This window comes from Streptomyces sp. NPDC048644, from assembly GCF_043199105.1.
Lineage (GTDB): Bacteria > Actinomycetota > Actinomycetes > Streptomycetales > Streptomycetaceae > Streptomyces.
This window is the reverse complement of the sequence record NZ_JBICVO010000002.1, coordinates 134,843-154,135: the sequence shown is the minus strand read 5'-3', so window position 1 is coordinate 154,135 and position 19,293 is coordinate 134,843. Positions and strand designations below refer to the sequence as shown.

At 72.8% G+C, this 19,293-nt stretch carries 20 protein-coding genes, 1 pseudogene and 1 riboswitch; of the genes and pseudogenes, 6 read left to right on the top strand and 15 right to left on the bottom strand.

What is annotated here, in order from left to right:
* Positions 1-55 precede the first annotated feature (55 nt).
* The 7 genes and pseudogenes from ACGFNI_RS04760 to ACGFNI_RS04730 all read right to left on the bottom strand — a co-directional run.
* A pseudogene (locus ACGFNI_RS04760) lies at positions 56-550 on the bottom strand (FAD-dependent monooxygenase); the annotation flags it as partial.
* 204 nt (positions 551-754) lie between these two features.
* Positions 755-1,774, bottom strand: a complete 1,020-nt coding sequence (locus ACGFNI_RS04755) for a hemolysin family protein (protein ID WP_393680593.1) — start codon at positions 1,772-1,774, stop codon at positions 755-757.
* Positions 1,771-3,114 (bottom strand): hemolysin family protein, encoded by a 1,344-nt coding sequence (locus ACGFNI_RS04750; protein WP_393680592.1) that lies wholly within the window; start codon positions 3,112-3,114, stop codon positions 1,771-1,773. The genes ACGFNI_RS04755 and ACGFNI_RS04750 overlap by 4 nt, the downstream gene beginning before the upstream one ends.
* Before the next feature lie 290 nt (positions 3,115-3,404).
* Positions 3,405-4,691: an acyltransferase family protein gene (locus ACGFNI_RS04745; protein WP_393680590.1), complete on the bottom strand. Its 1,287-nt coding sequence runs from the start codon at positions 4,689-4,691 to the stop codon at positions 3,405-3,407.
* Positions 4,692-4,885: 194 nt separating this feature from the next.
* The gene (locus ACGFNI_RS04740; protein ID WP_393680588.1) at positions 4,886-5,305 is read right to left on the bottom strand and encodes a GNAT family N-acetyltransferase; all 420 of its coding nucleotides are present in this window, start codon (positions 5,303-5,305) and stop codon (positions 4,886-4,888) included.
* A 99-nt stretch (positions 5,306-5,404) separates the two neighbouring features.
* Positions 5,405-6,295: an LLM class F420-dependent oxidoreductase gene (locus ACGFNI_RS04735; protein ID WP_393680586.1), complete on the bottom strand. Its 891-nt coding sequence runs from the start codon at positions 6,293-6,295 to the stop codon at positions 5,405-5,407.
* Between the two features lie 144 nt (positions 6,296-6,439).
* Positions 6,440-7,078 (bottom strand): GntR family transcriptional regulator, encoded by a 639-nt coding sequence (locus tag ACGFNI_RS04730; protein WP_393680584.1) that lies wholly within the window; start codon positions 7,076-7,078, stop codon positions 6,440-6,442.
* A gap of 140 nt (positions 7,079-7,218) precedes the next feature.
* Between ACGFNI_RS04730 and ACGFNI_RS04725 the strand changes: the two genes are divergently transcribed.
* The 3 genes from ACGFNI_RS04725 (at position 7,219) to ACGFNI_RS04715 (ending at position 9,076) form a co-directional block, all read left to right on the top strand.
* On the top strand, positions 7,219-8,310 hold the full coding sequence (locus ACGFNI_RS04725; protein WP_393680582.1) for a multidrug resistance efflux transporter family protein: 1,092 nt from the start codon (positions 7,219-7,221) through the stop codon (positions 8,308-8,310).
* Positions 8,311-8,435: 125 nt separating this feature from the next.
* Positions 8,436-8,708: a hypothetical protein gene (locus tag ACGFNI_RS04720; protein ID WP_393680580.1), complete on the top strand. Its 273-nt coding sequence runs from the start codon at positions 8,436-8,438 to the stop codon at positions 8,706-8,708.
* Positions 8,705-9,076: a fic family toxin-antitoxin system, toxin component gene (locus tag ACGFNI_RS04715; protein WP_393680578.1), complete on the top strand. Its 372-nt coding sequence runs from the start codon at positions 8,705-8,707 to the stop codon at positions 9,074-9,076. Before ACGFNI_RS04720 ends, ACGFNI_RS04715 begins: the two co-directional genes overlap by 4 nt.
* 78 nt (positions 9,077-9,154) lie before the next feature.
* Here the strand turns inward: ACGFNI_RS04715 and ACGFNI_RS04710 are convergent, their stop codons facing one another.
* The 5 genes from ACGFNI_RS04710 to bioB form a co-directional block, all read right to left on the bottom strand.
* Positions 9,155-9,823 carry a class I SAM-dependent methyltransferase gene (locus ACGFNI_RS04710; protein WP_393680576.1) on the bottom strand — a complete coding sequence of 223 codons (669 nt, stop codon included), beginning with the start codon at positions 9,821-9,823 and terminating at the stop codon, positions 9,155-9,157.
* Between the two features lie 11 nt (positions 9,824-9,834).
* Positions 9,835-10,656 (bottom strand): class I SAM-dependent methyltransferase, encoded by an 822-nt coding sequence (locus ACGFNI_RS04705; protein ID WP_393680574.1) that lies wholly within the window; start codon positions 10,654-10,656, stop codon positions 9,835-9,837.
* Between the two features lie 69 nt (positions 10,657-10,725).
* Complete coding sequence (bioD, locus tag ACGFNI_RS04700) at positions 10,726-11,427, bottom strand: dethiobiotin synthase (RefSeq protein WP_393680572.1); 702 nt, start codon at positions 11,425-11,427, stop codon at positions 10,726-10,728.
* 111 nt (positions 11,428-11,538) lie between these two features.
* Positions 11,539-12,843: an adenosylmethionine--8-amino-7-oxononanoate transaminase gene (locus ACGFNI_RS04695; protein WP_393680570.1), complete on the bottom strand. Its 1,305-nt coding sequence runs from the start codon at positions 12,841-12,843 to the stop codon at positions 11,539-11,541.
* Complete coding sequence (gene bioB, locus ACGFNI_RS04690; protein WP_393680568.1) at positions 12,836-14,011, bottom strand: biotin synthase BioB; 1,176 nt, start codon at positions 14,009-14,011, stop codon at positions 12,836-12,838. Before bioB ends, ACGFNI_RS04695 begins: the two co-directional genes overlap by 8 nt.
* 145 nt (positions 14,012-14,156) lie before the next feature.
* On the opposite strand from bioB, the gene ACGFNI_RS04685 reads away from it, so the two are divergent.
* A complete protein-coding gene (locus ACGFNI_RS04685) occupies positions 14,157-15,383 on the top strand; it encodes an 8-amino-7-oxononanoate synthase (RefSeq protein ID WP_393681438.1) in 1,227 nt (408 codons plus the stop codon).
* Positions 15,384-15,720: 337 nt separating this feature from the next.
* On the top strand, positions 15,721-16,149 hold the full coding sequence (locus ACGFNI_RS04680) for an ATP-binding protein (protein ID WP_393680566.1): 429 nt from the start codon (positions 15,721-15,723) through the stop codon (positions 16,147-16,149).
* A 51-nt stretch (positions 16,150-16,200) separates the two neighbouring features.
* On the opposite strand, the gene ACGFNI_RS04675 is transcribed toward ACGFNI_RS04680, so the two are convergent.
* The gene (locus tag ACGFNI_RS04675) at positions 16,201-17,118 is read right to left on the bottom strand and encodes a LysR family transcriptional regulator (protein WP_393680565.1); all 918 of its coding nucleotides are present in this window, start codon (positions 17,116-17,118) and stop codon (positions 16,201-16,203) included.
* Positions 17,119-17,189: 71 nt separating this feature from the next.
* Here ACGFNI_RS04675 and ACGFNI_RS04670 point away from each other — a divergent pair, with 71 nt between their 5' ends.
* Entirely contained in the window at positions 17,190-17,864 is a 675-nt protein-coding gene (locus ACGFNI_RS04670) for a LysE family translocator (RefSeq protein WP_393680563.1), read from the top strand.
* Between the two features lie 112 nt (positions 17,865-17,976).
* Here the strand turns inward: ACGFNI_RS04670 and ACGFNI_RS04665 are convergent, their stop codons facing one another.
* Both ACGFNI_RS04665 and ACGFNI_RS04660 read right to left on the bottom strand, forming a co-directional pair.
* The gene (locus ACGFNI_RS04665) at positions 17,977-18,450 is read right to left on the bottom strand and encodes a C40 family peptidase (RefSeq protein ID WP_393680561.1); all 474 of its coding nucleotides are present in this window, start codon (positions 18,448-18,450) and stop codon (positions 17,977-17,979) included.
* Positions 18,451-18,454: 4 nt separating this feature from the next.
* Positions 18,455-18,656, bottom strand: a riboswitch (cyclic di-AMP (ydaO/yuaA leader).
* 331 nt (positions 18,657-18,987) lie between these two features.
* Complete coding sequence (locus ACGFNI_RS04660) at positions 18,988-19,293, bottom strand: hypothetical protein (RefSeq protein ID WP_393680560.1); 306 nt, start codon at positions 19,291-19,293, stop codon at positions 18,988-18,990.

Genomic DNA, 19,293 nt, shown 5'->3' with positions numbered 1-19,293 from the left:
CCTTGAGCGCGTCGGGCGGTGCGTCCACCCGCAGCTGCCAGACGTCCATCGGCACGTCGAAGCTCTCCTGGCGCAGCCCCGCCGCGGTGCGTACCACCGAGTCCCGGCCGTCGCAGGCGAACGTGAGGTCGGCGGCCGGCTCGCCCGGCCTGCCGTCCTCGTCGAGGTAGCGGACGCCGGTCACCCGGCCGTCCGCGGTGCGCAGCGCGGTGACCTGCGTCCGCATCCGCAGTTCGAACGACGGTTCCTTGGCGGCGGCGCCGGCCAGCAGGCTGAGGAAGTCCCACTGCGGGTCCATCGCGATGTACGGGTGTCGGCCGGGGAGGTGCCGCAGGTCGGCCATCACCACCGTCGTGCCGCCGATCTGGTGGCGCATCTCCGCGAGCCGCGGGAACGGGATCCGGGCGAACTCCTCGCCGAGACCGAGTTCGTCGAGCAGGCGCAGGGTCGACGGGTGGACGGTGTCGCCGCGGAAGTCGCGCAGGAAGTCCCGGTACTTCTCCAGGACGGTCACCCGGATCCCGGCCCTGGCCAGCAGCAGGCCGAGCATCATCCCGGCGGGCCCGCCGCCCACGATGCAGCATGTCGTGCGTTCCACGTGTGCCCCCTCGCCTCGGTCCCGTCGCCGGAGTCCCGGGACGGGTGACCGGCGGTGTGACGGCGGCACGTCCAACCGATCGGTCAGTAAACCAACCGATCGGTCAGACGGGGGGTGGCCCGGGGCGGCACGGGGGCGGTGCCACCCCGGGCGGGGTCAGCCGGCGGGCCGCTGGAGCACCAGCTCGCGCAGCACGTCCTCCATCGACACCAGACCGGCCAGCGTCCCGGCGTCGCCGATCACCGCGGCCAGGTGCGTCCGCGAGCTGCGCATCGCGGTCAGCACGTCGTCCAGCGGCGTCGCGGCCCGCACCCGGGCGATCGGGCGCATGGCGCCGACCGGGAACGGCACCTCGCGCGGAGTGGCGTCCAGCGCGTCCTTGACGTGCAGATAGCCGAGGATGCGGCCGGTGTCGTCGACGACGGGGAACCGCGAGAAGCCGGAGGCGCCGGCCAGCCGCTCCAGACCGTCGGGGGTGATGCCAAGACCCGCCGACACGACCTTCTCGACCGGCAGCACCACATCGCGGACCGGGCGGCGGCCCAGCTCCAGGGCGTCCCGCAGGCGCTCCTTGGCCCGGTCGTCCAGCAGCCCGGCATCGCGCGAGTCCTCGACCATCTTCGCGAGCTGGTCGTCGGAGAACGTCGCGGCGACCTCGTCCCTGGTCTCCACCCGCAACAGCTTGAGCAGCCCGTTCGCCAGCGTGTTGACCGTGAAGATCGCCGGCCGCAGCGCCCGGGTCAGCGCCACCAGCGGCGGGCCGAGCAGCAGGGCGGTGCGCACCGGCTCCGCCAGCGCCACGTTCTTCGGCACCATCTCGCCGAAGAGCATGTGCAGATACGTCGCGACCGCCAGCGCGATGACGAACGAGATGGTGTGGATCAGCGCGTCCGGTACGGACACGGCGTGGAACAGCGGCTCCAGGAGATGCGCGATGGCAGGTTCGGCGACCGCGCCCAGCACCAGGGTGCACAGCGTGATGCCCAGCTGCGCGGCGGCCAGCAGCGCCGAGACGTGCTGGAGGCCCCACAGCACGCTCGTCGCGCGCCGGTCGCCCGCGTCGGCGTGCGGTTCGATCTGGCTGCGGCGGACCGAGATCAGCGCGAACTCGGCGCCGACGAAGAAGGCGTTGACGACCAGGGTCAGCAGGCCGACGAAGAGTTGCAGCGCGGTCATCGGGCCGCCTCCTCGTCGTCGGCTTCCCCGCTCCCGGCGGGCGGCGCGTGCAGCAGCACCCGCGCCGCGCGGTGGCCCGACGCGTCCAGCACGTCCATCGTCCAGTCGGCCACCTCCAGGGTGTCGCCGGACGCCGGGATGCGGCCGAGTTCGGTGGCGATCACGCCGGCCAGCGTCTCGTACGGCCCGTCGGGCAGCCGCAGACCGATGCGCGCGAGCTGGTCGGTGCGGGCGGCGCCGTCGGCGTGATAGACGTCGCGGCCGTCCGCGTCGGTGCCGGCCGCGGCCAGGTCGGGGGTCTCCAGCGGGTCGTGCTCGTCGCGTACCTCGCCGACGACCTCCTCGACGATGTCCTCAAGCGTCGCCACGCCGGCCGTGCCGCCGTACTCGTCGATCACCACGGCCATCGTGCGCTTGCCGGACAGCCGGTCGAGGAGGCGGTCGACGGGCAGGGTCTCGGGTACCAGCAGTGGTTCGCGCAGCAGCTCGGACACCGGGCGGCGGCGGCGCAGCTCGGCGGGGATGGCGAGGACGTCCTTGATGTGGGCGACGCCGACGACGCTGTCCAGGCTGCCGCGGTAGACGGGGAAGCGGGACAGGCCGGTCGCCCGGGTCGCGTTCGCGACGTCCTCGGCGGTGGCCTGCACCTCCAGGGCGGTCACCTGGACCCGCGGTGTCATGACGTTCTCGGCCGTGAGGTCGGAGAGGTTGAGGGTGCGGACGAACAGCTCGGCGGTGTCCGGCTCCAGGGCGCCCTCCTTCGCGGAGTGCCGGGCGAGCGCCACCAGTTCCTGCGGTCCGCGGGCGGAGGCCAGCTCCTCGGCGGGCTCCAGGCCCATCCGGCGCACCATGTGGTTCGCGGTGGTGTTGAGGTGGGCGATCAGCGGGCCGAAGGCCGCACTGAACGCGCGCTGGGCGCCGGAGACCCGCTTGGCGAGGGCCAGCGGGCTGGAGATCGCCCAGTTCTTGGGCACCAGCTCGCCGATCACCATCAGGACGACGGTGGAGAGCACGGTGCCCAGGACCAGTGCCGCCGAATCCGCGGCGGAGCGCGGCAGCCCCGCCGAGGTGAGCGGCCCGGCGAGGAGAGCGGCGATGGCCGGCTTGGACAGCATGCCGATGACCAGGCCGGTCACGGTGATGCCGAGCTGCGCGCCGGAGAGCTGGAAGGTGAGGCGGCGGACGGCCTTGAGCGCACTGTCCGCGCCGCGCTCGCCGCGCTCCACGGCGCGTTCGAGGTCGCTGCGCTCGACGGTCGTCAGCGAGAACTCGGCCGCGACGAAGACGCCGCAGGCCAGAGTCAGGAGGAGCGCCAGGGCCAGGAGAAGCAGCTCGGTCATCGGGTCACCTCCGTCCCATGATCGAACAGGATCGGGAGGTTCGCGCTCTGTCGCAAGCGTGCTCGGCAACTGGGAGGTTCGCCCATGGCTGGACGCTCACACACCTTTCACTGGGGGAGGGGAATCCCCTTTCCTCGGCGGAATGGGGATCCCACCATGGTAAAGGACCAGCAAAGTGAGGCCGGTGTGACGAGTTCCCGGTGGTCGGGCGGGGCCCCGCGGGACGGATCCGGAACGCCGGGCGGGCACCGGTCGGCGCCGCCCGGCGGGGGTGACGACGGGCGTCCGGTTCAGGCGTTGCTGCCGACGCCGTGTGCCTCCGGCTCGGTTTCCGGTCCCTTCGGCGGCCCTCCGGGAGCGGTCAACTGCGGTACGGCGGCGCTCCGCTCGGCCTTCTCCGGCGCCGCCGTGGCCACCCTTCGGTCCTGAGGGCTCATGCCGCGGGTGAGGTGGCGCCGCAGCATCCGGCCGACCGGCCCGTCGACCGTGCGGTAGATGGCGGCCGAGAGCAGCAGGGAGAAGGCGAGGGCGACCGCTATCGACGGCAGGGGGCCGAGTGCGGGAACCACCTTCAGGAGTCCCTTGGCCACGGGTATGCCGATGCTCTGGTGCACCAGATAGAAGGGGTAGGTCAGCGCGCCCGCCGTCACGAGCCAGCGCCACCGTATGCGGGCCAGCGGGCCGAATCCGGCGAGCGCGAGCACGACGAGGAAGAGGGTCAGCAGGGCGGCGCAGACGGCCCAGGAGAGCGCGCCTCCCTCGGCGGGCTTCGCCGCGTGGCCGGCCACCCGGTCGTTGAGCACGGTGAGTTCGAAGCACCAGGCGAATCCGGCGAGCAGCCACAGCACCAGGTTCTGCCCGAACCTGTGCATCAGATAGAGCGCCGTTCCCGTGATGAACAGGCCCGCGTACTGGCTGATGACGAACTCGTCGAGCACCGGCGAGTGGAGTTCGCGGGCGATGATCGCGAGGGTGAGCCAGGCTCCGCAGAAGGCGATCATGCGGCGGTAGGTGAGCCCGATGAAGAGCATGGCCGCGATCAGCAGGTAGAAGCGGGCCTCCACCCAGAGGGTCCAGGCGACGCCGTCGATGAGGGAGAGCCCCAGCGGGCCCGGGGCCATCGTCAGGTTGCCGAGGACCGTCCGCAGGTCGATGGGGGTGGCGGCCTCCAGGTGGCTGACCCGGGCCGTCAGGACCAGGGCTATGACGAGCAGCACCGCGCACCAGTAGGCGGGGAACAGCCGGGAGACGCGTGAGACGACGAACTGCGCGGGGGTGCGCCCCCAGCAGCTCATGCAGATGACGAAGCCGCTGATGATGAAGAACGCCTCGACGCCCAGCCAGCCGTAGCGGCTGATGTCGTGCAGTGCGGGGGCGAAGTCGCCGAGTTCGTCCTTGCCCCAGAAGTGCGGGGTGGTGGTGCCCAGGTAGTGGTAGGCGGCGACCGCGACGGCTGCCACCAGGCGCAGCCCGTCGATGGCGGCCAGTCGTGCGCCCCGGCCGCTCCCCCCGGCGTCCGGCACCTCGCCGGGACGGTTTCTCTGCCGGGCGAGAAGCTTCGAACTGGCCCTGAGCACGTGGATCCTCCGGATCGAGTGACATCGAGTGACGAGGTGCGCCGGACGGCGAACCCGCTGACTATGTGCAGCATGTATACACTCGATGTTTAGGCGGAGGGCGGGCAGGGGTCCGCAGGGGAGGGTGTGGGCGGTGTTCTTCGGGAGACGGCGGCGGGGCTCCGCTCCTTCGTGCAACGGAGCCCCATCGGCTCCTAGAGCGGTTTCACCCAGCGCCGCCAGTGGTCCTCGCGGTGGTAGCCGCCTGCCGCCCATGCGTGGTGCGCCCGCTCGTTGGCCTCCAGGACCATGGCGTCGACGCGCCGCCCGCCCAGGGCGGTGAAGCGCTGTTCGGCCGCTTCCCGCAGGGCGGTGGCTATGCCCTGCCGACGGAAGTCCGGGTGCACGGCCAGCCGGTAGGCGGAGCACCGCCAGCCGTCGAATCCGGCGATGACCGTTCCCACGAGCGACCCGTCGCGCTCGGCGAGCAGCAGGGCTTCGGGGTCTCTGGTCAGAAGCCTGGTCATCCCGTCGTGGTCGTCGCTGATGCTCGTCCCCTCCGCGGCGCTGCGCCAGAACTGCAACACGGCGTCGATGTCGGAGAGATGGGCGTGACGGATGTGAAGATCGCTCATCCGGCGAGCCAACCAGAGCGCCGACGCGTCGGGCGAATGATTTCCGTACGGAGGGGGAGGGGCGGCGGGGTGCGCTCGCGCCGCCTTCTCCCGTCGCGCTCAGCTGCCCTGGAGTTCCGCGATCACCGGGGCGAATGCCTCCATGAACGGGTCCAGGACGGTGATGTAGGAGAAGCCGTACCGCTCGCGGCGTTCCCGCAGCTGATCGGCCATCTGCTCCGGGGTGCCGATCAGCACGGTCGGGGCGTGCAGCACCTGGTCCTCGTCGAGACCGACGCCGTGCGCCGCGAACTCGCGGGCGGCGGCCCTGCGGTCGTCGGTGACCAGCACCTGCTGCACGAGGATGTTCAGCTCCGCCGGCTCGGCACGGTCTGCCGCGAACTCCTGGTACCTGGCCACCGATGCGGCCACCTGCTCGGCGGAGAGCAGTTCCAAGGTGCCTTCGGGCTTTCCCGGCGCCTGCCGTCCGCCGCTGAACGCCGCGATCTGGGCGTGCTTCGCGGCCAGCCGCAGCATCCGCGGGCCGTTGCCGCCGATGAGCAGCGGGGGACGGGGCCGCTGGGCGGACTTCGGCGCGTATGCGGGGTCGCCGAGCAGCCGGTCCAACTCCTCGACGGTGTGCGTCAGATGGTCCACACGCTCACCGGGTGAGCCCCAGGGCAGCCCGGCTTCGTCGTGCTCGGCGCGTATGTACCCGGTACCGAGGCCCAGTTCGAGACGTCCGTCGGTGAGCGCGTCGGTGGTGGCCACCTCGCGGGCGAGCAGCGCGGGGTTGAAGAAGCCGGTGTTGAGCACGAAGGTGCCCACACGCGGCCGTTCGGTCGCCTCGGCCGCCGCGACCAGCGCGGGGAACGGCGCGGGGCAGCCGAGGTGATCGGGAACGAGCAGCACGTCGTAGCCCAACTCCTCGCCCCTGCGGCACTTCTCGCGCCAGGCGGGACCGGAGTCGATGCTGAGTATGTTGAGGCCGAAGCGGAACGGACGTGACATGAGACCCCCTGGGAATGTGACGCCCGCGACCCTTGGTGCCGCGGACTGCCGCGCCCATGGAACCATGCCGCGACGGAAAACCGGAGGCCGCCCCCGGATATGCCGTCCGGATCCGGCCGCGGGTGCCGGGCCCGTCCGCGGGCCTCACCCCGTCAGTTCCAGGCCACCCCAGATCTCGCCCGACAGCTCCACGGCCTCGTCCGTCGCCCCCGCCGCGCAGGCCGCGATCAACGCGTCGTGCCGCGCGGCGGACGCGCGCGCCGCGGCACCGGAGAAGCGCCGCCGCTCCAGCCTGCGCAGCAGCGGGGTGTAGCGGCCGATCGTCTCGGCGAGCGCGCGGTTGCCGCACACCTCGATCGGGACGGCGTGCAGCGCGTCGTCCGCGGCGATGGCCGCCGACGCGTCCTCGGCGTCCAGTGCGCGCACGAACGCGTCGTTGGCGTCCCGCATCCGCGTCAGATGTGCCTCGGTCAGACGCGGGACCGCCTCGCGTACGGCGAGCGCGTGCAGCGCCCGGACGACCGCGAGCGCGTCGCGGATCTCCTGCTCGACGACCGGCGCCACCCGTGTGTAGCTCTGCGGTTTGGAGACCACCAGGCGCTCGTCGGCCAGCCGGGCGAGTGCCTGCCGGACGGGGGCGCGGGAGAGGCCGAGCTGCTCGGCGAGCTGGGCGTCGCTGAGCTTCTGCCCGGGGGAGAGTTCGCCGGAGACGATGGCTTCCAGCAGCGCGTCGTAGGCCCGGTCGCGCAGCAGCCTTCTCGGCACCGGTTCCAGTGCGGTCACGCCCCGATCCTAAGTTGTGGCCGCCGCCCGCAGGACCGGCCACCCCGCCGCCGGAGGCCCGTGAAGGCCAACTAACATTTCAGATGTCAATCGGCGGGTGAGCAGCGCCCGCCGTCCGGCGAAGGACAGCGGGAGACGCGGTGCCGATATCCGCCCATGACCATGGCGCGGCCCCCGCGCCCGTCCGCAGGGGCGGCGTGGCCGGCCCCATGGTGCTCGGCATCGTCGCCGCCGCCTGCTTCGCGACGACCTTCGTGCTCAACCGCTGGATGAGCGTGTCCGGCGGATCGTGGCTCTGGAGCACCAGCCTGCGCTACTTGTTCATGGTCGTCCCGCTGACCGTCCTGGTCGCCGTGCGCGGCGGGCTGCCCGGCGTCCTGCGCAGCCTGCGCGCCAGGCCCGCCGTCTGGCTCATCTGGTCGACGGTCGGCTTCGGCCTCTTCTACGCGCCGCTGACCTGGGCGGGCGAGGCGGGTGCCGGCTGGCTGGTCGCCTCCACCTGGCAGTTGGTGATCGTCGCGGGCATCGCCATCGGCGCACTCGGCGGTGGCCGGGTGCCGCTGCGCACCGTCGGCGTCTCGGCCCTGATCGTCGCCGGTGTCGTCCTGGCCCAGCTCCAGCACGCGGAAGGCACCGGAGCGCTCACCGCCCTCAAGGTCGTCCTGCCGGTCGCGGTCGCCGCCGTCGCCTACCCGCTGGGCAACCGCAGACTGCTCGGCCTCGACGGGCTCGACGGCGTCCAGCGCACCCTGGCGATGACACTCGGCTCGCTCCCGCTGTGGATCGTGCTGGCGGGCACGGCGGCGGCGACGCAGGGACCGCCGCCCGGCAGCCAACTGGTGCAGTGCCTGATCGTCGCCCTGGTCTCGGGAGTCGTGGCCACCACCCTCTTCTTCCGCGCCACCGACCTGGTGCGCCACGAACCCGCCGCACTGGGCGCCGTCGAGGCGACCCAGGCGGCCGAGGTGCCCTTCACCCTGCTCGGCGAGGCCCTCGTGGTGGGCATCGCGGCGCCCGCGCTCACCGGCTGGCTCGGGCTCGCGCTCATCGTCGTCGGCCTGTGCGTGCACGCGCTGGCCAGGACACCGGGCGGCGCCGGCACCCGGCCGCGGGACGACGGAGACGAGCGCGAAGGCCACGGACCCGCCGCGGCGCACACACCGCACACCGCGGAAGCCGCGGCCGGCCCGGCGGAGCGCCTCCAGTACGCGGGGGAGCGGCACCGCCCATGAGCCGCGGCGCACCGCCGCCCCACCTCCAGGGCGTGCCGCCGGTGATCCGCGCCCTGCGCACGGGACCGAGGGCCGCCGGTCGGCACCGCTTGCCCGTGCTAGCGGATGCGCGCTAGCTTGGGAGCGTGGCGAAGACACAATTGAACGTCCGTGTGGACGAAGCCACCGCCGAAGCGGCCCGGGAGCGAGCCCTGCAGCGGGGAGTCAGCGTGAACCGCTATATCGAAGAACTCGTCCTCAAGGACGCGGGAGAAGTCGGCCAGACCTTCGTCGAGGCGGCATCCGACTTCATGAAGCAGTACGAGCGCGTCTTCGCCGAAGAATTCGGCCTCGATCCGGCCGTCGGCAGCAGCCACGGCAGGACCCAGGGCCGGGAAGGACATCCGGGCAAGAAGTGACCCTGCGCATCGACCTCGCCTGGCTCCTCCTGATCGCCGAACAGCACACCCCGGGAGACCCCCCGATCACCGACTGGGGCGCCCTGGTGGCCGCCGTCAGCCGCCACGAGGCGGAGATCCTCGGCGTACCCGTCTACACCGACCCCCAGGACCGGGCCGCGGCCCTGCTCCAACTGCTGCTGCGCGTACCGGCGTTGGACCGCTCGAACGCGATGTTCGCGACCGCCGTGGCCTACGGCTACCTCGTCGCCAGCGGCCTGAAGGTCACCACGTCACCGGAGCGCGTCCGCGACCTCGCCCGCCTGGTCAAGGACGGCACCACCGAACTCCCCGCCATCGCCGACGAACTGCGCAGCTGGACGGTCTGACCGGCCGGAGGACGAGCGGAGCGCGGACCGGTGCTGGATTCCGCCTCCCCGCCGCTTGCTCCCGCCCACCGCTCCCGCTCAGCCGACCGGCCGTCGCGCCGTACCCAGCACCGCGGGCGAGGTCGGCAGGGTCGGCCCGCGCTCCGGTACCTTCAGCCGCCGGACGTGCACCACTTCGAAGCCTGCCGCCCGGATCTCGGTGAGCGGATCCCGCCAGGTGTGACAGCCGCCCATCAGTGTCGGCCAGACCGTATGGTCCAGCGTCCACTGCACCGCCGAAAGCCCGCCGCCCGCCGCCCGTACGTGCTCGAAGAAGCGCAGCTCACCGCCGGGCCGCAGCACCCGCCGCAGCTCCGCCAGGGCCCTGCGCACGTCCCGCACCGAACACAGCACCAGCGAAGCCACCGCCACATCGAACGCCTCGCTCTTGACCGGCAGCGCCTCCGCGACCCCGGGCACCGGATCCACCGGCACGTCAGCCCGCACCGCCGCGTCCCGCGCCAGCCGCCGCAGGGTGGCCTCCGGCTCGACCGCCACCACCTCCGACACCGTCCCGGGATAGTGCGCGAAGTTCAGCCCGGTGCCCGCACCGACCTCGATCACCCGGCCGGTGGCACCCGACAGCAGCGCACGCCGCAACTCCGCCACCCCGGCCCGCTGATCGGCCGCGGCACCGCACCGCGCGTAGCAGCGCGCGAACAACGGATGGTGCACGGCGTCCCGCGAGACACCCCTGCGCTGCGACATGACGACCCCTTTCACCCGACGGCCGGCCCCGCTGCCAGTCTCCCCTCCCGGAGCGCGGGACGCCGGGAAACGCGGGCGGCGAGCGTGATGATCTCCGGGCTCGACTCCGTCAGCGGGCTGCGGTCCCAGTCGCCGTACTGCGCCACGGCCGTCAGCCCCGCATCGGTCAGGCACGAGGACAGCGCGGCGGGTGGCAGGAACCGCAGTGTGCTGCGGCCGGTCCGGGGCCGTTCCCGGCCGGATGTGGTGAACGTGGTGGTGAAACGCACCAGTTCGCCGTCGACGGGTGTTTCGACGTGGTGCTCGATGCGGCAGGTGACGCCGTCCGGACGGGTCACTTCCACGGCGTGCTCCGGGGTCCACCGCTCCCACGGACGTGCCGACGGGTGGCGGGTCTCGAACGCGAACCGGCCGCCATCGGCGAGCGCGCCGCGCACGAACGCCAGCGCGTGGTGCAGCGCCGTGTCGTCGAGCAGTACCTGGAAGGCGTGGCCGGTCATCACGATCAGGTCGAACCCGCGGCCCCGCCCGGAGCCGCGGAGCGCGCCGGGGCCGAGGCCGTCGCCGAGGCCGCCGTGTACCCACTCGATCCCGGTACGTCCCCTGGCGCGTGCCCGGTCGAGCATCGCCGCGGCCGGGTCGAGACCGCACAGTCTGCCCGTGTGGCCGCGTTCCCGGGCGCGGTGCAGCAGCGTGCCCGTGCCGCAGCCGACGTCCAGGACGGCGCCCGCTGACATCACCAGGTTGAGGGAGAAGTCGTCCGACGCGCCCCAGGGGTTGAACGTGTCGTACCACACGGCGAGTTCGGGATCGGCGTATGCGTCATCGGCCATGGGGGGAGTGTGCCAGGGGCGTGCCGGGCGGTCCGGTGGATTTTTTCCGGCGGCTTTCCCGTGGGCGCGTCAGGCCGGTAGCCGGAAGGCGTCCGTGCCGCCCAGCCTTGGTGCCAGCCAGTCCGGTGCCGCGGCGCGGAACGCGGGGGGCGGCAGGCTGCCGGCGCCCTCGGGAATGGCTCCGAGCAGCGGGGCGCCGGCGGCGTCCGGCAGGTCGGTGAGGTTGCAGCGGGACGCGAGATCGGGGGTCGCGGGCCAGCTGCCGACGATCACGCCGGGGCAGTCGAGGCCGTACGAGCGCAGGGCGAGCGCGGTGAGCGCGGTCGCGTTGAGGGTGCCGAGGCCGGCCGGGGCGACGACGAGGACGGGGGCGTCCGCAAGCCGCGCGGCGTCGGCGAGGGTGCCGCCGGATCCGTCGAAGCGGACCAGCAGGCCGCCGGCGCCCTCGACCAGGACCAGGTCGTGCGAAGCGGCGAGTTTCGCCGCGGCCTCCGCGACGTCCTGGGGCAGGACCGGCGTCATCCCGGCGCGTGCCGCCGCGGTCGCGGGCGCCAGCGGCTCGGGAAAGCGGCCCAGTTCGGCCGTGGTCACGGCGCCGGCCAGTCGCTCGACCTCCGCGACGTCGCCGGGTTCGTCGGCGCCGACTCCGGTCTGCGCGGGTTTGAGTACGGCCACCGAACGGCCCTGGGCGAGTGCGGTCGCCGCGAGGGCGGCCGTTGTCACGGTCTTGCCGATCTCCGTGCCGGTGCCCGTCACGAAAAGCACCGTCATGGTGCACCTCCGAGTGGTGTCTTGCGAGGAACAGGGGAGTGGGGGAAGAGGAGGAGAGCAGGTGCGCCGACGCGGCGGAGCCGGGGCGATCCGGCTCCGCCGCGCGGCAGTTCAGCCCTCCCGGGCCGCCGCGCACACCGCGGCGCAGATCCGCGTCACGTCGTCGTCGCCCGTGATGTACGGCGGCATCGTGTAGACGAGGTCGCGGAAGGGGCGCAGCCATACGCCCTCCCGTACGGCGGCGGCGGACGCGGCGGCCATGTCGACCTCGTGATCGAGCTGGACCACGCCGATCGCGCCCAGCACCCGCACGTCACGGACACCAGGCAGCTCCCGGGCCGGTGTCAGGCCCGCCCACAGGCCGGTCTCGAGCCGTTTGACCTCCTGCGCCCAGTCCTGCCCGAGCAGCAGCTCGATGGAGGCGTCGGCGATGGCGGCGGCCAGCGGATTGCCCATGAATGTCGGGCCGTGCGCCAGCACCGGCACCTCGCCGCCGGAGATCCCCTCAGCCACGTCCGATGTGCACAGCGTCGCGGCCAGCGTGAGGTAGCCGCCGGTCAGGGCCTTGCCGACGCACATCACGTCCGGTGAGACCCCGGCGTGCCCGGCGGCGAAGAGCGAGCCGGTGCGGCCGAAGCCGGTGGCGATCTCGTCGAAGACCAGCAGCACGCCGTGCGCGTCGCAGGCTTCCCGCAGCACCCGGAGATAGCCGGGGGAGTGGAACGTCATCCCGCCCGCGCCCTGCACCACCGGCTCGACGATCACCGCGGCCAACTCGTCGGCGTGCCGGGCGATCAGCTCGCGCAGCCGTGCCGCGTACGCCGGGTCCGGTTCCGCGTCGAAGCCGGGCGGCGGTGCGTCCGCGAAGATCTGGCGGGGCAGCACGCCCTGCCACAGCTCGTGCATCCCGCCCTCCGGGTCGCACACCGACATCGGCTGCCAGGTGTCGCCGTGGTAGCCGCCCCGCCAGGTGAGCAGCCGCTGCTTGCGCGGCCGACCGAGCGAGCGCCAGTACTGGAGGCACATTTTGACGGCGACTTCGACGGACACCGAACCGGAGTCCGCGAGGAAGACGTGCCGCAGGGGTTCCGGCGCGATGTCGACCAGCCGTTTGGCGAGCCGTACGGCGGGCTCGTGGGTGAGCCCGCCGAACATCACATGGCTCATCCGCCCCAGTTGGTCGTGCGCGGCGTCGTTGAGTACGGGGTGGTTGTACCCGTGCACCGCCGACCACCAGGACGACATCCCGTCGATCAACTCCGCGTGGCCACCGGCGGGTTCGGCCAGCCGCAGCCGGACGCCGGCGGCCGACTCGACCAGCAGCGGTGTGCTACGGCCCGGCATCGGCCCGTAGGGGTGCCACACGTGCTGCCGGTCGAGTGCGAGCAGGTCGCCCGGCGAGAACACCTCAGGCATTGGGCGGCAGTTCGGTGCCGGCGCCCCGGCGGCGTACCGAGACCAGGCCGCGGCGGGCCTCGTCGGACGGCGCGGGCGCGGTGGCGGCGGGCGGCGCGTCCTGGGCGGGGTGGCAGGCGCCCGGCGTCCCGTCGTGGCAGCCGCCCTCGTCGCCGCAGCTTTGGACGCGGTGTCCGGGCAGGGTGGTGGTGTCCGCGCCCTCCACTTCGAAGCCCGCGTCGGCGATCATCGCGAGGTCGTCCTTGCCCGCCTGGCCCTCGCTGGTCAGATAGTCGCCGAGGAAGATGGAGTTGACGAGGTGCAGCGCCAGCGGCTGCATGCTCCGCAGATGCACCTCACGCCCGCCCGCCAGCCGTACCTCGACGTCCGGGCAGACGAAGCGGGTCATGGCCAGGATGCGCAGCGCGCGCTGCGGCGTGAGGTTCCACTCCTCGGCGAGCGGGGTGCCTTCGAACGGGATGAGGAAGTTCACCGGCACCGAATCGGGGTCCAGCGCGCGCAGCGCGAAGACCACGTCCACCAGGTCGGCGTCGGTCTCACCCATCCCGGCGATCAGCCCGGAACAGGCCGACAGGCCGGCCGCCTGGGCCTGTTGCACGGTCGTCACGCGGTCCGAGAAGTCATGGGTGGTGCAGATGTCGCCGTACGTGGCTTCCGAGGTGTTGAGGTTGTGGTTGTAGGCGTCAGCCCCGGCTTCCCGCAGCCGCCCGGCCTGGCCGTCGGAGAGCAGTCCGAGGCAGGCGCACACCTCGATGCCCTCGTTCTGCTCCTTGATGGCGGAGATGGTCTCCGACACCCGGTCCACATCCTTGTCGGTCGGCCCGCGGCCACTGGCCACCAGGCACACGCGCTTGGCGCCGCCCGCCACCCCCGCGGCTGCCGCCTTCGACGCGTCATCGGGCTTGATCCAGGTGTACTTGAGGATCTCGGTCTTCGACCCGAGGCGCTGCGAGCAGTACGAGCAGTCCTCGGGGCACAGGCCCGACTTGAGGTTGACGAGGTAGTTGAGCTTCACCCGCCGTCCGAACCACTGACGGCGCACCTTTCCGGCCGCGGCCACCACATCGAGCAGTTCGTCATCGGACGTCGCCAGTACGGCGAGGGCCTCTTCACGGGTCGGCAGCTCACGCCGCAGCCCCTTGTCCACCAGAGTGTTCAGCAGCTCCATGGCGTTGATCCTGACGTACGGCACCGCCCCGGGCCAAGGAGGATTCCCACAACGACCCTGGCTCGGAGTGTGGGTATCACCACACTGTGGGCGGGTGTAACGACCGCTAACGTCTATCGACAGCCCACAATCGAGAAGGATGCCGATGCCGCAGGACACCGCACCGCCGCAGACCCGGGACGCACGCGCCGTGCCGCCCGCCGACCTCGCAGCGGCCCCCGTACGCGAGACGTTCGGCGCGGCATTCGACTGGCTTGATACGGCGCGTGCCGAGCGGCAGCGGGCGGGCCTGGTCCGCACCCTGCGCCCGCGCTCCGCCGATTCCGCGCTGCTGGACCTGGCCTGCAACGACTACCTCGGATTCGCCAGGCACCCCGAGGTGACCCGCGCCGCAGCCCAGGCCGCGCACCGCTGGGGCGCGGGCGCCACCGGCTCCCGGCTGGTGACCGGCAGTACCGAACTGCACGCCAGGCTGGAATCCGAACTCGCCGCCTTCTGCGGCTTCGAGGCCGCCCTGGTGCTGTCATCCGGCTACGCCGCGAACCTCGCCGCCGTCACCGCGCTCACCGGGTCCGGCGCCCTCGTGGTCTCCGACGCGGGCAACCACGCCTCCCTCATCGACGGTTGCCGGCTCTCCCGGGCCCGTACCGCCGTCGTCCCGCACGCCGACCCGCGGGCGGTGGCCGCCGCGCTGGCGGACCACGAAGGCCGGGCGCTCGCGGTGACCGACGCGGTGTTCTCCGTCGACGGCGACGCGGCCCCGCTGCCCGCTCTCGCCGGCGTCTGCCGGGCGTACGGCGCGGGTCTGCTCGTCGACGACGCGCACGGACTGGGCGTACTGGGCGACGGCGGGCGCGGCGCGACGGCCGCCGCGGGCCTTGCCGGTGACGCCGACGTGGTCGCCACCCTGACCCTCTCCAAGTCCCTCGGCGGACAGGGCGGCGCGGTCCTCGGCCCGGCCCGCGTCATCGAGCATCTGGTCAACACCGCGCGGACGTTCATCTTCGACACCGGCCTGGCACCCGCGGCGGTCGGCGGCGCACTGGCCGCGCTGCGGCTGCTCCGCCGCGAACCCGCGCGCGTCGACCGGGTGCGTACCGTCGCCACGCAGCTGCACCGCCGCCTCACCGCCGCGGGCCTGACCGCCGTACGCCCGGACGCCGCCGTGGTCTCGGTGCGCGCCCCGTCCCCGAAACAGGCCGTCCGCTGGGCCGCCGGCTGCCGGGAAGCCGGGCTCGTCGTCGGCTGCTTCCGCCCCCCGTCCGTGCCGGACGGCATCTCCCGGCTGCGGCTCACCGCCCGTGCGGACCTGACGGACGCGCAGATCGACAGCGCCGTCGAGACGGTCGTGGCCGCCGCGCCCCGAGGCTGACGCCGCCGCACGCCCCGGAGGTGCTGCCCCTCTCCAGAGGTTTACCGGCACCGCCCGGCGAGTATGAGGCGGGTACAGCGTTCGTCGGTGCCGCAGGGGGGCCGGTACCGACGGGCCGGCGTGCGGTCCCGCCGCCCAAATCCGTTCTCGCGTAGCAGAGTTCACCGCATTGAGCGACAGATATGGGCATATCGTGGTGGATCGGCGTCATACCAGCAGCATGGATGGCAGTCTGACGCACAGCAGCAGTCCGAGGCCGAATCGGTGTCCGATCGGCAGCTCGCTCCCTGGTCGGTGCGCCGGAATCGAGCCTCGGTGGGAAAAGGACGGCGTCGCGATGGCAGACCACCAGGAATCCTCACTCACGCTGCCGAGCGAGCCCGCCTCCGTGCGGCTGGCCCGCGGTTATGTGAGCGATGTGCTCGGCGAATGGGGTCTGCCGGCGCACGCGGTGCGCGCCGATACCGTCCGGCTGATCGTCTCCGAACTCGCCACCAACGCCGTCCAGCACACCCTGGGCCGCTCCCCGGTCTTCACCGTGGAGCTGCGGCTCGACCGCGACGAACAGCTCCGCATCGGCGTCACCGACAGCCATCCGCGGTGGCCGCAGCGGCTGCCCGCCGCGGTGCAGCAGGACAACGGACGCGGCCTGGTCATCATCCGCTTCCTCGCCGCGGAAGCCGGCGGCCGGCTGAGGGTCGAACCCACCCACCAGGGCGGCAAAACGGTCTGGGTCTCCCTGCCCTGGACGGCAACCGGACCCTGACCACCCGCCTCCTGACCACCCGCCCGCCACCGGGCAGGCCGCCGCACGGCCTCACTGCACGGAGCCGCCACGGGTGAACGCGCCGCGCAGCAGCGCCCGCAGGGTGTCGGCGGCCGGGGAGCCGCCACCGGGGCGGTAGGCCACCGAGACCGTGCGGTGCAGCTCGGGCGGCTCCAGCCGGCGGACACCCAGCGGTGTCACCGAACCGGTCGCCATCATCTCCGGCACCACCGCCACCCCCAGGCCCGCGCTCACCAGCGCACACACCACCTCGTACCCCGGTGACTCGCAGCGCACCGCCACGCTCGCCTCGGCAGCCGCGAGCGCCGCCTCCACCCCGCGTCGGTGAGGGTTGGCGGGCGCCATGCTGACCAGCGGCTGTCCGGCCAGACCGGACAGCGGCAGCCGTCCCTGGCCCGCCGACAGGGCGTGCCCCGGAGCCGTGACGAGCACCAGTTCCTCGGTCAGCAGCGGCTCCAGCCGCAGCCCCTCGGGCGTGGGCATCGGGTCGCCAGGCGCGTAGGCGTGCGTCAACGCCAGATCCACCTCGCCGAGCGCCACCGCCCGCATGCCGAGCGGCGGTTCGTACTCCGTGACGCTCAGTTCCACATCCGGGTGCGCACGGCGGAACGCACTCAGCGCGGGCGGCAGCAGATGTGTACCGGCCGTCATGAACGTGCCCACCCGCAGCCGGCCGCCGGACAGGCCCGCCAGCTGCGCCAGCTCGTGCCGCGCCAGATCCAGCTCGTCCAGCGCCCGCCGGGCCCTGACCAGCAGCAGTTCCCCCGCGGCCGTCAGCCGCGCCCCGCGGTGGTGGCGCACCAGCAGCGTCGTCCCGGCCTCCCGCTCCAGCTTGGCGAGCTGCTGGGAGAGCGCGGGCGCGGTGTAGCCGAGCCGGTCGGCGGCCCGTGAAATCGAACCGGCCTCCGCGACCGCCACCAGAGCGGCCAGTCGCGTGGGGTCGTACATAAGAACCTCTTTAGCCCGACGAAGAAGATTGCCACTCCCCATTAAAGGCTCTGACCAGCGAGGATTGCCTCATGGACGGACAGCTGATCACCTTCACCGGAGTTGCGGCCGGCATGGTCGCCATGCCGGGCGCGGACTTCGCGGTCGTGGTGCGCAACGCACTCGGTTCGCGCCGGGCGGGGGTGGCCTGCGCGGTCGGGGTCGCGGGCGGGCTGCTCGTGCACACCGCCCTCGCGGTCGCCGGGCTCGCCGCCGTGCTCGTCGCCGTGCCCGTGCTGTTCGGCGCCGTTCAGGTACTCGGCGGCGCCTATCTGCTCTACCTCGGAGGCCGCGCACTGCTGGCCGTCGTACGCGGTCCTGCCGACGCGGCGCCCACGGCGGACGAGGACGCCGCGGCACGTCCCGGGGATGAGGCCGCCGAGCAGCAGGAAGCGCGCACCGGCGTCGGACGGAGCCTGCGGCAGGGCTTCCTCACGAACGCGCTCAACCCCAAGGCGCCGGTGCTCTTCCTCAGCCTGCTCCCGCAGTTCGTCCCCGAGGGGCAGCCCGCGCTGCCGCGCACCCTGTTGCTCGCCACGATCGTCGTCGCGATGGCGCTGGTGTGGTTCCCCGCCGTCGCGCTGCTCGTCGACCGCCTCGGCAACTGGCTGCGCCGCCCGCGGGTCACCCGTGCCCTGGAGGCCACCACCGGCGCCCTGCTGACCACGCTCGGTGGCGTCCTCCTCGTCGAGGTGGCGCTCGCCTGACCGCGCCGCACACACGCGGACGGCCGCCGCCGAGCGCCTCCCGGAAAGCCAACGGCGGGCAGATGTAAGGGAGTTCGGCTATCTCAACGCGGTGCGGGTGGCGGGCGACCGCTCACCTGACCCGCCCGTACCAGACGGCCTTGCTCCAGATCTTGTCCAGGCGGACGACGGTGCCGGTCCTGGGCGCGTTCCAGATGCGGCCCCGTCCGGCGTAGATCCCGACGTGGTAAACGCCCCTGCCCGCATGGAAGAAGACCAGATCGCCGACCCTGCGGGACGAGGCGGGCAGGTGCCGGGTGCGGTTGTACTGCGCAGCCGCGGTGCGCGGCAGCTTCTTGCCCGCGTGCTTGAACGCATACTGCGTCAGCCCCGAGCAGTCGAATCGGTGGGGGCCCCGGGCGCCGTACTGGTACGGCGCCCCCTTCTTGGAGGCGGCGATCCGCAGCGCCGCGGACGAGACGCTCGACGCTTCGGCGTCGGTGGTCCCTCCGGGCGTCGGGATGATGCCGCCGACGGTGGCCAGTGCCAGAGCCGAAATCGTTCCGGCGCGGGCCACTGCTGTCGGTACGTGCCTGCGTACAGCCATGAGCGAACCCTTCGTCAGTCGCCTGCGAAGGAGGACCTGTCGGGTTCGGGCAGGCGAAGATGCCCGGCCGTGCGTACGGCTTCACCCCAAGGAGCCCGTCGGCCGTGGCGGCCGTGGCCCCGTCGTGCTCGGGTCCTCCGCTCCTGCCGTTCCAACCACGTCGACCGGACATCCGGGACGGCGGCAGGATTAGGCGCCCGTCCGGACCGCCCCGTCGCTGTGGCGGGGTCTTGTCGTCGAAGGGATCGTTACGCATGCGGCGCCCGAAATAAGCGCTGAAATGACCCCATGTGACATTCGTCACATGGGGGCCATGTGGTGAGTCGTGCCGTTCGCGGTGTGCGGGAGCGTCCGGGGTCAGGGCCGGGACCAGGTGTGGAACCCGGTGCGGCGCCGGGGTCAAGGCGACGTGCCGCAATCCGGGCGCCGTTCGTCGCGGACTTCGGTGCTAGCCCTTCCGGGCGAGCCGGGCGGGGGACGTGTCGCACGCCCGGTGCCCGGCGACACCGTGTGCGGTCCCGGTAGGTGGCCGCCGCCTCACGTGTCATCGGGCGGCACCGAGACGAGCCGGGCCCGGCGCTCGCCGTCGAGTGTCCGCAGTGCCCGGCCGAGCGTCCCGCCGTGCAGTTCGCTCTCGCCCCGCTCGTGCATCAGCGCCAGCGCGTCCCGCAGTCCGGCGGCCCTGCTCGCCAGCGCCTGGGCGGCCCGCAGCCCGCCGTAGGTGTGCCCGCCGCGCGCCGGGTTGATCCGGCCCAGCAGGTCCAGGACTTCCAGGTATCGGTCGATCAGTTCGCCCTCGGCCCGGGTCAGTGCGGGCAGCGGAGGGAGTTCGGGCGTCGGCAC